This window comes from Vibrio sp. 2017_1457_13 (assembly GCF_030851525.1).
Classification (GTDB): Bacteria; Pseudomonadota; Gammaproteobacteria; order Enterobacterales; family Vibrionaceae; genus Vibrio; species Vibrio metschnikovii.
The window spans coordinates 200485-214503 of sequence record NZ_VHTA01000003.1; the positions used below are offsets into that span (position 1 = coordinate 200485).

13 protein-coding genes, 1 riboswitch and 1 other annotated feature are annotated in these 14019 nt (G+C 45.8%); of the genes, 11 read left to right on the forward strand and 2 right to left on the reverse strand.

Going from position 1 to position 14019, the window contains the following annotated elements:
* Positions 1-38 precede the first annotated feature (38 nt).
* A riboswitch (Lysine riboswitch) is annotated at positions 39-266 on the forward strand.
* Between the two features lie 114 nt (positions 267-380).
* The 9 genes from FKN88_RS05375 to hisIE all read left to right on the forward strand — a co-directional run bounded on the left by FKN88_RS05375 (position 381) and on the right by hisIE (position 9452).
* A complete protein-coding gene (locus tag FKN88_RS05375) occupies positions 381-1970 on the forward strand; it encodes a Na+/H+ antiporter NhaC family protein (protein WP_158138558.1) in 1590 nt (529 codons plus the stop codon).
* A 133-nt stretch (positions 1971-2103) separates the two neighbouring features.
* Positions 2104-2240 (forward strand) — a sequence feature (His leader region).
* A 40-nt stretch (positions 2241-2280) separates the two neighbouring features.
* Positions 2281-3177 carry an ATP phosphoribosyltransferase gene (gene hisG / locus FKN88_RS05380; RefSeq protein ID WP_306687320.1) on the forward strand — a complete coding sequence of 299 codons (897 nt, stop codon included), beginning with the start codon at positions 2281-2283 and terminating at the stop codon, positions 3175-3177.
* A 4-nt stretch (positions 3178-3181) separates the two neighbouring features.
* Positions 3182-4480, forward strand: coding sequence for a histidinol dehydrogenase (gene hisD, locus FKN88_RS05385; RefSeq protein WP_154167909.1), 1299 nt, complete (start codon positions 3182-3184; stop codon positions 4478-4480).
* Entirely contained in the window at positions 4480-5520 is a 1041-nt protein-coding gene (gene hisC / locus FKN88_RS05390; RefSeq protein WP_004395069.1) for a histidinol-phosphate transaminase, read from the forward strand. Before hisD ends, hisC begins: the two co-directional genes overlap by 1 nt.
* Before the next feature lie 62 nt (positions 5521-5582).
* A complete protein-coding gene (gene hisB, locus FKN88_RS05395; RefSeq protein WP_154167911.1) occupies positions 5583-6656 on the forward strand; it encodes a bifunctional histidinol-phosphatase/imidazoleglycerol-phosphate dehydratase HisB in 1074 nt (357 codons plus the stop codon).
* Complete coding sequence (gene hisH / locus FKN88_RS05400) at positions 6656-7267, forward strand: imidazole glycerol phosphate synthase subunit HisH (RefSeq protein ID WP_154167913.1); 612 nt, start codon at positions 6656-6658, stop codon at positions 7265-7267. The genes hisB and hisH overlap by 1 nt, the downstream gene beginning before the upstream one ends.
* Before the next feature lie 60 nt (positions 7268-7327).
* Entirely contained in the window at positions 7328-8065 is a 738-nt protein-coding gene (gene hisA / locus FKN88_RS05405; RefSeq protein WP_158138556.1) for a 1-(5-phosphoribosyl)-5-[(5-phosphoribosylamino)methylideneamino]imidazole-4-carboxamide isomerase, read from the forward strand.
* Positions 8047-8820 (forward strand): imidazole glycerol phosphate synthase subunit HisF, encoded by a 774-nt coding sequence (gene hisF / locus FKN88_RS05410; RefSeq protein ID WP_154167915.1) that lies wholly within the window; start codon positions 8047-8049, stop codon positions 8818-8820. Before hisA ends, hisF begins: the two co-directional genes overlap by 19 nt.
* Positions 8817-9452 (forward strand): bifunctional phosphoribosyl-AMP cyclohydrolase/phosphoribosyl-ATP diphosphatase HisIE, encoded by a 636-nt coding sequence (hisIE, locus tag FKN88_RS05415; protein WP_154167917.1) that lies wholly within the window; start codon positions 8817-8819, stop codon positions 9450-9452. Before hisF ends, hisIE begins: the two co-directional genes overlap by 4 nt.
* A 46-nt stretch (positions 9453-9498) precedes the next feature.
* Here the strand turns inward: hisIE and FKN88_RS05420 are convergent, their stop codons facing one another.
* On the reverse strand, positions 9499-10182 hold the full coding sequence (locus FKN88_RS05420; RefSeq protein WP_233268172.1) for a pseudouridine synthase: 684 nt from the start codon (positions 10180-10182) through the stop codon (positions 9499-9501).
* Positions 10183-10493: 311 nt separating this feature from the next.
* Between FKN88_RS05420 and FKN88_RS05425 the strand changes: the two genes are divergently transcribed.
* Positions 10494-12722, forward strand: coding sequence for an NADP-dependent isocitrate dehydrogenase (locus tag FKN88_RS05425; RefSeq protein WP_158138555.1), 2229 nt, complete (start codon positions 10494-10496; stop codon positions 12720-12722).
* A 53-nt stretch (positions 12723-12775) separates the two neighbouring features.
* On the opposite strand, the gene cspD is transcribed toward FKN88_RS05425, so the two are convergent.
* Complete coding sequence (gene cspD, locus FKN88_RS05430) at positions 12776-12997, reverse strand: cold shock domain-containing protein CspD (protein ID WP_004395077.1); 222 nt, start codon at positions 12995-12997, stop codon at positions 12776-12778.
* A gap of 694 nt (positions 12998-13691) precedes the next feature.
* On the opposite strand from cspD, the gene clpS reads away from it, so the two are divergent.
* The gene (clpS, locus tag FKN88_RS05435; RefSeq protein ID WP_040904233.1) at positions 13692-14012 is read left to right on the forward strand and encodes an ATP-dependent Clp protease adapter ClpS; all 321 of its coding nucleotides are present in this window, start codon (positions 13692-13694) and stop codon (positions 14010-14012) included.
* The last annotated feature ends 7 nt before the right edge of the window (positions 14013-14019 follow it).

A 14019-nucleotide genomic window follows, 5' to 3' on the forward strand; every position in this document is an offset into this window, starting at 1 on the left:
GAGTCATGGATTACTTAAGATAATTAAGTAAGCGGATTTCTCGATGTAGAGGTGCGGTATTGAAAAGTAACTAGGGTTGGGGTGATGCCAATGAACCCAAGTGAAAGGCCTTACCGCCGAAGTAAGTCGTCGATCAACACGGCTTGCTGGGGTTGTTATCGAATAGGGACAACACTGCCATAGTCTAAGTACCGTACGCGTTTGGTGAACATAACCAACCTACCGTTCGGTACTGTGTTGTTAAACTATGGAGCGCTACTGTAGGGTTGGGTGAAGTGTTCGCTTCCCTTTCGCTTAGTTCAACATAAGCTGTGATGATCAATATCGTCCAGTTTGTCTGCAGTAGATCTCTTGCCATTTATTATTGGTTTTTGAAGATCATGAATGTAATTGATTTTGCTTCCTCGCCTTTGTCTTTGTTACCACCCTTGGTTGCATTGGGCTTAGCAATTATTACCCGTCGAGTGTTGTTGTCTCTTGGCGTTGGTATTTTAATCGGTGCTTTACTGCTCGCTAACTATTCCGTCACTGATGCGGTTTCTTATACCAGTGGTCAAGTATTCAGTGTGTTTATCGCTGATGGTGGTATCAATACTTGGAATATGAGTATTGTTGGCTTTTTATTATTATTAGGCATGATGACCGCGCTATTGACGTTATCTGGCGGAACTCGTGCGTTTGCCGAATGGGCGCAAGTTCGCGTAAAAAGCAAACGTGGGGCTAAATTATTAGCGGCTTTTCTTGGTGTATTTATTTTTGTTGATGACTATTTTAATAGTTTAGCGGTCGGTTCTATTTCAAGGCCAGTCACGGATCGTTTTTATGTATCACGTGCCAAACTGGCTTATATTTTAGATTCGACGGCTGCGCCAATGTGTGTCGTGATGCCCGCTTCCAGCTGGGGTGCATACATCATGACGATTATCGGTGGTATTCTCGTCTCGCATGGTATTACTGATTATTCACCGCTTGGTGCTTATTTACGCCTTGTACCAATGAACTTTTACGCTATCTTCGCCTTGCTTATGGTATTTGCGGTAGTGTGGTTTCAAATGGATATTGGTCCGATGCGTCGTCATGAAATTAATGCGTCGCAAGGTCGAGGATTTGATAACGATCAGGACAATGATAGTCCCGCTGCTCATCAATTAAATGAAGAGTTAGACATTCCGGAAAGTGAAAACGGTAAAGTGTTGGATTTGGTGTTACCGATTGTGCTGCTGATTATCGCTACTATTGGTGCCATGCTCTACACCGGTGGACAAGCTTTAGCAGGTGAGGGGATGGCTTTTAATATTCTCGGAGCCTTCGAAAATACCGATGTAGGCACCTCATTAGTTTATGGTGGCTCTACGGGATTATTGGCGGCATTAGTAACGGTATTCAAACAAAAAATGCCATTACGAGACACATTGATGACGATGTGGATTGGTGCTCGTTCGATGTTTGGTGCGATCTTGATCCTTATCTTTGCTTGGACGATTGGTTCCGTGATTGGTGACATGAAAACCGGGGCTTATTTGTCTTCATTGGTGCAAGGCAATATTAATCCTCACTGGTTACCAGTGATGCTCTTTTTATTATCAGGTGTGATGGCGTTTTCAACCGGAACCTCATGGGGGACCTTTGGGATAATGTTACCGATTGCCGGAGACATGGCTGCGGCGACTGACATTGCATTGATGTTGCCGATGCTTAGTGCGGTATTGGCGGGAGCGGTGTTTGGTGACCATTGCTCACCGATTTCAGATACGACCATTCTCTCTTCAACAGGAGCACGTTGTAACCATATCGATCACGTTGCAACCCAATTGCCTTATTCACTTTCAGTGGCCTTTATTTCTGCGATTGGTTTTGTGGTGTTAGGGATGACGGCTTCGGTCCTAGCTTCTCTGGCGGCTTCAAGCGTGGTGTTTATCATCGTTTGTTTTATATTATCGTGGTTATCTAAAGCGAGAATGGTTCGTTAATCGCGAGCATTGACGATAAATTAGAAAAATTTGCAATTTGCAGTTGCAAATATGGTCAAGCTTAGTTAGTGTTGAAAACAGTCGAATTAAGCCATAGAAAGATAATCAGTATGCGTAATTTTGTAATGAATATTCATCACCATCATCATCCCTAGCCAGTCTTTCGGGAGATGTACGCATACCCGGGAGGCAGGATGCTCCCGGTGGTTAAATCAAAGTATATTTAGATTTTAAACCCTTGGGAGAGCACTCTTCCAAGGGTTTTTTTACGGTTTGATTTTAACGCGATAAATAACAAAGGAATGAACGAATGCCAACACAACGCCTAAGAATTGCTATCCAGAAGAAGGGTCGCTTAAGTCAAGAGTGCCAAGATTTATTGAAAAAATGTGGGGTGAAATTCAACATCATGGGCGAGCGACTCGTAGTTCACTCGCTGAATATGCCGATTGATCTCCTGCTCGTTCGAGATGACGATATTCCCGGATTGATCATGGATGGCGTGGTTGATTTAGGGTTTGTCGGTGAAAATGTCCTCGAAGAGACTCGCTTAGATCGTCGCGCGTTGAATCAGCCAAGCCAATTTGTCAGCCTCCGTCGGATGGACTTTGGTGGATGTCGTCTGTCGATCGCCATGGATAAAGATCAAACCTACACTGGCCCGCAAGATTTGAAAGGTAAACGGATCGCGACGACTTATCCGCAATTACTCAAAGCCTACATGGATGAACAGGGAATCGATTTTAGTACCTGTATGTTAACTGGCTCAGTAGAGGTCGCTCCTCGCGCAGGTCTTGCTGATGCGATCGCCGATTTAGTCTCAACGGGAGCCACTTTAGAGGCAAACGGATTAAAAGAAGTAGAAGTGATCTTCCAATCCAAAGCCATGCTTATTCAACGTTCAGGCGATTTCACGGCCGATAAAGCGGCATTGATTGATAAATTGCTGACTCGCATGCACGGCGTGCAACAAGCCAAAGAATCAAAATACATCATGTTACATGCTCCTGTTGAGCAGCTCTCCAAAATTACTGCGTTGTTACCCGGTGCTGAAGACCCGACCGTACTACCGCTCTCGGCAGATAAAAGCAAAGTGGCAGTGCATTTGGTGAGTTCGGAGAACTTATTTTGGGAAACGATGGAGGAGCTCAAAGCCTTGGGAGCCAGTTCTATCCTTGTGTTACCGATTGAAAAAATGATGGAGTAAGGAAATGAGAACGGTTGTTTGGCCATCACTGAGTGAAACTCAGCAAGAATCGGTTTTAGAGCGCCCAGCGATAAGTGCAGGAGCCAATATTACCGCCACGGTACAAGATTTGATCAGCCAAGTTCGCCGTGAAGGGGATAAGGCGTTGCTGGCACTGACGGAAAAATTTGATCGAGTGAAACCCGACACCTTGCGTGTCTCGCAAGCAGAGATTGACGCCGCCAGTGAGCGTTTATCCGCCGAGATGAAGCAAGCTTTGCAGCAGGCGTACAGTAATATTGCCAAATTTCATAAAGCGCAAAAATCGCAGCCTCTGAGAGTGGAAACCATGCCTGGTGTGGTTTGTGAGCAAGTGACTCGTGCCATTAATAAAGTCGGCTTATACATTCCCGGTGGCAGTGCACCGTTGCCGTCAACGGTATTAATGCTTGGCGTTCCAGCGCAAATTGCAGGTTGTCGAAAAGTGGTGCTTTGCTCACCGCCACCAATTGCTGATGAAATTCTTTATGTGGCCAAATTATGCAATATCGATGAGGTGTATAACGTCGGCGGTGCTCAAGCGATTGCGGCGATGGCGTATGGCACGGAAACCGTAGCTAAAGTCGATAAAATCTTTGGTCCTGGTAATGCTTATGTGACCGAAGCTAAGCGGCAAGTGAGTCATGACTTTCAGGGCGCAGCGATGGATATGCCTGCTGGTCCGTCAGAAGTGTTAGTGATCGCTGATGAGACGGCGGACGCTGAATTTATTGCTGCTGATTTACTCAGTCAGGCCGAGCATGGACCTGACTCACAAGTGGTGTTAGTGACGCCATCGCCAATGATTGCCGATCGTGTGACTGATGCTGTGCAGCGTCAGCTTAAAACGTTAACTCGGGCAGACATTGCTCAGCAAGCGTTGGCTTCCAGTTTAATCATTATTGCCGATTCGCTGACCCAAGCGGTGGCGATCTCTAACTATTACGGTCCAGAACATTTGATTGTTCAGACCAAAAATCCTCGTGAGCTCGTGCCACTGCTCGATAACGCTGGGTCGATATTTTTAGGCAATTGGTCACCAGAATCGGTCGGGGATTACGCTTCAGGCACCAATCATGTGCTGCCAACTTATGGTCATACACGGACCTATTCCAGTTTAGGTTTGGCAGATTTTACTAAGCGTATGACAGTCCAAGAGCTGACAGCGGATGGCTTAAAGGCATTAGCACCGACAGTGGTTGCCATGGCTAACGCGGAAGGATTAGATGCTCACCGACGTGCGGTCACGATCCGTATAGAGAAATTACAAGAGGCGAAAAACTGATGGAAAAATTGGCACGCAAACAAATTCAGGCTTTAACGCCTTATTTATCGGCTCGTCGCATTGGCGGTAGTGGCGATGTGTGGCTGAATGCCAACGAATCTCCGTTCGATAATCACTATAAAACCGACTTTGCTCGTCTTAACCGATATAGCGATTGTCAGCCACAAGCACTGATCCAAGCTTATGCTGACTACGCTGGAGTTAAGCCTGATCAAGTACTCACTTCACGCGGTGCTGATGAGAGTATTGAGCTATTGATCCGCACCTTTTGTGAGCCGAATCAAGATGCGATTCTTTATTGTCCCCCGACTTATGGCATGTATGCGATCAGCGCTGAAACCTTTGGGGTGGAGCGTAAACAGGTTCCGCTTAGCGCAGATTGGCAACTCGATTTAACCGCGATTGAGGCCAACCTTGAGCAGGTGAAATTAGTCTTTGTGTGCAGCCCGAATAACCCGACTGGCAACCTTATTCGTCGTGAAGATATCATCGCGCTATTAGAAATGACTCAAGATCGGGCCATTGTGGTGATGGACGAAGCCTATATCGATTTTTGTCCCGAAGCGTCAACGGTCGATTTACTGCAAACCTATCCTAATCTGGCCATTTTACGTACCTTGTCGAAAGCATTTGCATTGGCGGGCCTACGCTGTGGTTTTACTTTGGCGAGTCCAGCGATCATTAATCTGTTACTTAAAGTGATCGCGCCTTATCCGGTTCCGGTACCAGTAGCGGATATTGCCCTGCAAGCTTTATCGCCATCAGGTTTAGCGCGTACTAAATTTCAGGTATTGGATCTCAATGCGAACCGCGCCTATTTACAAGTCGGTTTGCAAATGGTGCCCGGTGTCGAGGTCTTTGAAGGCTGGGGTAATTACTTATTGGTTAAGTTTCCCGATGGCGATGCGCTATTTAAAGCCGCTTGGGAGCATGGGATTATTTTACGTAACTCGCCAATCGACAATGCAGTACGAATTTCTGTCGGCAATCGAGAAGAGTGTGAAAAAGTTGTCGCCTTTGTGCGCAATTATTACCAATAAATGACATTAACGGGCATCAAGGCGCAATAACCTTGAGTGCAGAATAAGAAAAGGATATTCCTGTGAGCATACAACAAAAAATTCTCTTTATTGACCGCGATGGCACCTTAATTGTCGAGCCTCCGGTCGATTTTCAAGTGGATCGTTTAGATAAGCTTAAGTTTGAGCCTGATGTGATCCCCAGCCTGTTGGCGCTCCAAGAGGCGGGTTATCGTTTGGTCATGGTCACTAATCAAGATGGTCTTGGCACCGACAGTTATCCGCAAGCAGACTTTGATGCGCCGCATACGATGATGATGGAGATTTTTCAATCACAAGGCGTGAAATTTGATGAGGTGCTGATTTGCCCTCACTTTGAACAGGATAATTGTGCCTGTCGTAAACCTAAATTGGGTTTGGTGAAGTCTTATTTGCAAAGTGGCCAGATCGATTTTAAACATTCAGCGGTGATTGGCGATCGAGTGACTGATCTGCAATTGGCAGAAAATATGGCGCTGCAAGGGATTCAATATCATCCACAAAATTGCAATTGGCGGCAGATAGTCAAGCAGTTAACGGTCAAAGCACGCACCGCTCAGGTGGTACGAAAAACCAAAGAAACCGACATTCAAGTCGCGGTTAATCTCGATGAAACAGGCGGTAATCAGATTGAAACTGGTTTAGGTTTTTTTGATCACATGCTGGATCAAATTGCTACCCACGGTGGGTTTCAACTTAAATTAACCGTTAAGGGCGATTTGCATATTGACGATCACCACACGGTAGAAGATACCGCTTTGGCATTAGGCCAAGCTTTAAGAGAAGCCTTAGGTGATAAGCGAGGTATTGGCCGTTTTGGTTTTAGCTTACCGATGGATGAATGCTTAGCACAGTGCGCTTTAGATTTATCGGGTCGTCCTTACCTTAAATTTGACGCGCAATTTAGCCGTGAACAAGTCGGGGATTTGTCGACGGAAATGGTCTACCACTTTTTCCGCTCTCTCACTGATACCTTAGCCTGTACTTTGCATTTATCCTCAACCGGTGACAACGATCATCATATTATTGAAAGCTTGTTTAAAGCCTTTGGCCGCACTCTGCGCCAAGCGATTCAAGTGCAAGGTAATGAATTACCGAGTAGCAAAGGAGTGCTGTGATGAAACCCAAGGTGGTCATTATTGATACGGGATGTGCCAATATCGCTTCAGTACGCTTTGCAATTCAACGACTCGGTTACGATGTCACTTTGTCTCGCCAGCCAGAGGAGATCCTCGCTGCGGATAAGCTGTTTCTACCTGGCGTAGGTACCGCGAGTGAAGCGATGCATAACCTCAAACAGAGACAATTAGTGGAATTGATTCAGCGCCTTGAGCAACCGGTACTTGGGATTTGCCTAGGGATGCAATTGATGGGCAGACGCTCACAAGAGCATGGCCAACAAGCGCAGCAGGCGGTAGATTGTCTTGGTTTAGTGAACGGCGATGTGCAGCGTATGCAAACTAGAGATTTACCACTTCCCCATATGGGCTGGAATACGGTGACCGCTCAGCAAGGTAATCCGTTATTTGCGGGTATTGATGCCAATGAGTATTTCTATTTTGTCCACAGCTTTGCCATTCCAGTCGCTGATTACACCATTGCTGAATGTGATTACGGACAGCCGTTTAGCGCCGCTATCCAACAGGGCAATTATTACGGTGTGCAGTTTCACCCTGAACGCTCGTCAAAAGTGGGCGCAAAACTGATTGATAATTTTTTGAAACTGTAAGTTTGAATGGTTAAGGATCGCGGCTTAGTCGATGGACTCAGCCAGCATTAAGGATAAGTGATGATTATTCCCGCATTAGATTTAATTGATGGTCAGGTGGTACGCCTCTACCAAGGTGATTACGGCCAAGTGACTGAATACAAAGTGGACCCCGTTGAGCAATTTAATTTATATCACCAAGCTGGGGCCAACTGGCTGCACTTAGTGGATTTAACCGGTGCAAAAGATACCTCAGCACGGCAGCTTGAGCTGATCAGTAAGCTATTAGCCAGTACGCCGGCCAATATCCAAATTGGCGGAGGTGTACGCAGTGAGCAAGATGTTATCGATTTACTGGCGGCTGGAGCTCAGCGTGTGGTTATCGGCTCGACAGCGGTTAAGCAGCCGCAGTTGGTCAAGCAGTGGATGGAAAAATATGGCGCTGAGAAAATCGTCCTCGCCCTAGACATCAATATTGATCAAGAGGGCGTGCGCCGAGTGGCGGTCTCTGGCTGGCAAGAAGATTCTGGGGTAACCATTGAAGCACTATTAGACGATTATCTCACTGTCGGCTTGCAGCATGTATTGTGTACCGATATTGCCCGTGATGGGACCTTAAATGGCTCCAATGTCGAGTTGTATATCGATTTATGTCAGCGTTACCCTCAGGTCCAGTTTCAATCTTCTGGGGGGATTGGCACCCTCGCTGATATTGCTGCACTTAAAGGCAGTGGTGTGGCGGGTGTAATTGTCGGTCGAGCATTATTGGATGGCAAATTTACCGCTCAGGAGGCATTTTCATGTTGGCAAAGCGAATAATTCCTTGTTTAGATGTGCGTGATGGGCAAGTCGTGAAAGGTGTCCAGTTTCGTAATCATGAGATTATTGGTGATATCGTGCCACTCGCTCAGCGTTATGCACAAGAAGGTGCCGATGAGTTAGTTTTTTATGATATCACCGCCTCCAGTGATGGACGGGTGGTGGATAAAAGCTGGGTTGCCAAAGTTGCTGAGGTCATTGATATTCCTTTTTGCGTCGCTGGCGGCATTAAAACGGCGCAAGACGCGGCGCGGATCTTAGAGTTTGGTGCTGACAAAGTTTCTATTAACTCACCGGCGTTAGCGGATCCTAACTTGATCACTCAATTAGCGGACAAATTTGGTGTGCAGTGTATTGTGGTCGGGATAGATTCTTATTTTGATCAGGCAACGGGGCAATATCAGGTCTATCAATTTACCGGTGATGAAGCGCGCACCAAAGCCACGCAGTGGCAAACGCAAGATTGGGTGCAAGAAGTCCAACAACGCGGCGCGGGGGAAATCGTACTCAATATGATGAATCAAGATGGGGTGCGTAATGGTTATGATTTACAGCAGCTGAAAATGATCCGTGCGGTATGCCAAGTGCCGCTGATTGCATCAGGAGGCGCGGGGACTATGGCGCATTTTGCCGATGCGTTTCAAGTTGCCAACGTTGATGGCGCGCTCGCGGCATCGGTATTCCATAAACAAATCATTAATATTGGTGAGTTGAAGCAATATTTACATCAACAACAGATAGAGGTAAGACGATGAGCCAAACGAAACAAACTGAGCGGCCACTGGTTGAGCGCATTGATTGGCAAAAAGTCGATGGTCTTATCCCTGCGATTGTGCAAGATTTTGACTCTAGCCAAGTATTGATGATGGGTTACATGAATCCAGAGGCGCTTGAGGTGACACTAACTACTAAGCAGGTGACTTTTTATTCGCGCTCCAAACAGCGCTTGTGGACTAAAGGGGAAACCTCTGGCCATGTTTTACACCTAAGAAATTTGGCCCTCGATTGCGATCAAGACACCCTGTTAGTCAAGGTTAATCCGATTGGTCCCACTTGTCATACTGGCACCACGACTTGCTGGGACGGTGATAGCCAAGAAGAATCACAAATGGTTTGGCTTCATCAACTTGAGCAATTATTGGCGGCTCGTCAATCTGCCGATCCTGAGTCATCCTACACCGCTAGCCTTTACGCGAGCGGCACTAAGCGCATTGCGCAGAAAGTCGGTGAAGAAGGGGTTGAAGTCGCGCTTGCGGCGGCGACGGGTGATAAGGCGGAGCTGATCAGTGAATCGGCGGATCTTATCTATCATCTATTAGTGCTATTACAAGACCAAGGCTTAGCCCTGAGTGATGTGATTGATAAATTAAAGCAGCGTCATCAGTAATCACAATCTGACCATGCCTCTCATCAGAGCATGGTCAGACAATCATTTACAGATCGATTTCGCGCCATTCTCCGGGTTGGAGCGTTTCTAGGGTTGTGTTACCAATCGAATAACGAATCAGACGTAGAGTGGGAAAGCCGATGTGAGCGGTCATGCGTCGTACTTGTCGATTGCGGCCTTCAATAATGGTAATCGCTAACCACGTGGTGGGGATTGCCGCCCGAAAGCGCACTGGTGGATGGCGCTCCCATACCAGTGGTGGCTCGATAATCTCAACCTGAGCCGGTAACGTTGGGCCATCTTTAAGCGTCACACCGCGGCGCAACTGCTCTAAATCGGCTTCTTGTGGTTGCCCTTCAACTTGCACCCAATAGGTTTTTGGCGCTTTAGCTTTAGGTTGAGTCAATCTTGCTTGTAATACGCCATCATTAGTTAAGATCATTAATCCTTCGCTATCACGATCGAGTCGCCCGGCGGCATAAATGTCTTTTATCGTAATAAAATCAGCCAGTGTTTGTCGCCCTTGACCATCGGTAAATTGGCTTAAGGTATCGTAAGGTTTATTAAAGGCGATGACTTTTCGTTCGTCAGACGATCGTGGTACAGAAGCGATTTTCTTTCGCTTGAAGCTGGGTCTTTCAGCGAGTTTAGGGCGTTCGGCGCGTTTGAATTGCGCAGGTGCGCTGGTCGTTGAGGAACCGGAAAGCGTACGACGTGAGCGGGATGACATGTTAAGCACCTTGCAAATATGTAAATGAGTTGTGTTTGAATGTTTTATCTGACGCAGAAATAGGCTATGCTTTGCGCGCCTGAAAACAAGATTGAGCGACGGAATGATAGACTATTATCTTGTTTTTGTTTAATTATAGCCAATAGAGAATTTCTCACCGTGAGACTCAACCAGCACATCCATCGTGAGAGTTAACCTTATAATAGTGAGACAAACGTGGCCAAGTTTTGAGGATGTAAAACTAGCTTGTTCACGGACATTCACATCGTACTATTTCATCCCATAGTGCGGTTAGAACAAAGGGAAAGTTCATGCCTACAGAAAAACCAACCATCATCTATACCATCACTGATGAAGCGCCGGCGTTAGCGACGTATTCATTACTGCCAATTATTCAATCATTTACGGCATCATCAGGGATCAGTGTTGAGACCAGAGATATTTCCTTAGCCGGGCGTATTCTTGCCAGCTTCCCTGAACACTTGAAAGAGAATCAACGAGTCAGCGATGCTTTATCTGAGTTGGGCCAGTTAGCACAAACCCCAGCGGCGAATATTATTAAACTACCAAATATCTCAGCGTCGATTCCTCAGTTGAAAGCCGCGATAAAAGAGCTGCAAGACAAAGGTTATGATCTTCCCGATTATCCTGCAGAACCGAGCACTTACGAGCAGGAAGCGATCAAAGCCACTTACGATAAAATTAAAGGCAGTGCGGTAAACCCAGTACTACGAGAAGGTAACTCGGATCGTCGTGCACCAACATCAGTGAAAAATTACGCCAAGAAAAACCCGCACTCAATGGGCGCTTGGTCGAAAGATTCCCGTTCTCACGTGGCGAGCATGGATGATAAAGATTTCTTTGGCAGTGAAAAATCGTTAACGGTTGCCGGTGACACTCAGGTCTCGATTGAGTTTGTCGCTCATGATGGCACTCGTAAAACTTTGAAAAAGCCATTTGCTTTGCTGGATAAAGAAATTATCGACACCAGCGTGATGAATAAGAAGGCTTTAGTGGCGTTTTACGAAAAAGAGATCGCCCAAGCTAAACAGCAAGATATTTTGCTTTCTTTGCATCTCAAAGCGACGATGATGAAAGTCTCTGATCCGGTGATTTTTGGTTATGCAGTTAAAGTTTATTACCAAGATGTATTTGCTAAATACGGTGAGCTGTTTGATCAACTCGGTGTTGATGTTAATAATGGTCTTGGCGATGTTTACGCTAAAATTCAGACCTTACCACAAGCGCAGCGTGAAGAAATCGAGTCTGCCATTCAAGCGGTATACACCACTCAACCTCCTTTGGCGATGGTTGACTCAGATCGTGGTATCACCAATTTACACGTACCAAGCGATATTATTGTTGATGCTTCAATGCCAGCGATGATTCGTTCATCAGGTCAGATGTGGGGACCGGATGGTAAACAAAAAGATACTAAGGCGTTGATCCCTGATCGTTGCTATTCAGGGGTCTATCAAGCGGTGATTGATTTTTGTCGTGATAATGGCGCTTTTGACCCAACGACCATGGGTAGTGTGCCTAACGTTGGTTTAATGGCACAAAAAGCCGAAGAATATGGTTCACACGACAAAACCTTTATCCTTGATGCTGATGGCGTTGTGCAAGTCATTGATCAATCAGGTAAAGTATTGCTTGAACAGGTTGTCGAAGCGGGGGATATCTTCCGTATGTGCCAAGTGAAAGATGCACCGATTCAAGATTGGGTTAAATTAGCCGTTAATCGTGCTCGCGCAACGGGAGTGCCAGCGGTATTCTGGCTCGATGACTCTCGCGCCCACGATCTTGAGCTGATTAAAAAGGTTAAGCAATACTTGCCGGATCACGATACCCATGGTCTAGACATTAAAATTATGTCGCCAGTACAAGCTACACTCTATACTTTGGCGCGCATGAAAGAAGGCAAAGACACCATTTCAGTAACCGGTAATGTACTGCGTGATTATCTGACTGATTTATTCCCGATCCTTGAATTAGGAACGTCAGCGAAAATGCTATCCATCGTTCCGCTAATGAACGGTGGCGGTCTGTTTGAGACCGGAGCGGGTGGCTCTGCACCGAAGCACGTACAACAAGTGCAGAAAGAGAATCACCTGCGTTGGGATTCTTTGGGTGAGTTTCTCGCTCTTGCTGCCTCACTGGAGCATCTGAGTGTGGTCACGGGTAATCCGAAAGCCCAAGTATTGGCTGATACCTTGGATGTAGCAACAGGCAAGTTTTTAGATAATAACAAATCACCGTCACGTAAAGTCGGGGAGTTAGATAACCGTGGCAGCCATTATTACCTTGCTACTTACTGGGCAGAAGCACTTGCTGAGCAAAAGCAAGATAGTGATTTAGCCACGGAGTTCGCTCCCATTGCTCAGCAATTGAAGGCGCAAGAGCAACAGATTATTCAAGAACTTAATCAGGCGCAGGGCGTGCCGGGTGATTTAGGTGGCTATTACGCCCCTGAGTTTGCCAAGGCGTCTACTTTGATGCGTCCTAGCCAGACGTTAAATAAGATTATTGACCGCGCTTAAACAACAAAACCCGCCGAAAGGCGGGTTAGTTTTAGACACAAGTTGGCAGCGAATTATTTACTTGGTTGGCCTTCAATCGGTACCACATTACTCGCATGATAGCCTTTAGGGCCCTGTTCCACTTCATAAGCAACCTGTTGGCCCGCCTTTAATGTGCGATAGCCATCCATTTTGATCGTTGAATAATGAGCAAAAATGTCTTCATTTCCGCCTTCCGGACAAATAAAACCAAATCCTTTAGCGTTGTTGAACCATTTTACTGTACCTGTAGCCATGCTATACATCCCTCATGCATTGTATTACTGATGTTGTTAACGCTTACCTTGTTTATCGACAATCTCCAATAAACAAGGCATCAATCTTCGCTTTTTATTCCGTTAGCGAAGCGGTTGTTAAGTGAATAACCATTTAGCCGCTGCCAAATTTTTAGTCACTAATTGACCAATGTAGCCAATGATTGAGCGCAGTCAATAGTAAAAAGACATAAAAATCGTCACTTTTATAGGTAAATCACTTAACTAGCCTGCTATTAAACGCATATTTATCAAATACACGCTGGCGTTGTGGTATTGATAGTGTCTCAGCCGCATTGATAATGTGATCCTCAATCGCTAAGAGATAGATGCGTTGTTTAGGATTTTCCTCCAGATCTCAGTTGATCGATTGAAGGGGTTATTAACGTAAGATGATGTAATGAGAAATTTAGCGTGTGGATAAATGCAATTTGATTCGCAAATAGCAATGCATAATGTGATATCGGGTGCATAGTGGTGGGCAAATTTTACACATTTAAACCTAGCGGATAACCGGAAAAGTGAGGTTTTATTTGCAGCGATACCATTGCTAGATTAGTCTCTAAGTAAGGGTTGTTTTTCACCTGAGCAAGCCACCAGTAAAGTTTATTTACTGCGCTGATGAAAAGGGTAACAATGAGTAATACAACGAGAAACGCTCCTAAATACGACGGTTATGAGTAGAAATTTTGAATGGGTCACTCCAGGCTCTGACTTACTGGAGAAAGAGAAAACCGCGGTTAAACCCCCGGCAATGTATCATGTGGTACTCAATAACGATGATTATACTCCTATGGACTTTGTCATCGAAATACTGGCTCGGTTCTTTTCAATGGACATGGAACGAGCGACGCAAGTCATGTTGAGAGTTCATTATGAAGGAAAAGCCATTTGTGGCACGTATACTGCAGAGGTAGCAGAGACGAAGGTGGCACAAGTCGCGACATACTCAAGAGAAAATGAGCATCCCCTCTTGTGTACCATGGAGCAAGCTTAGACTTGCA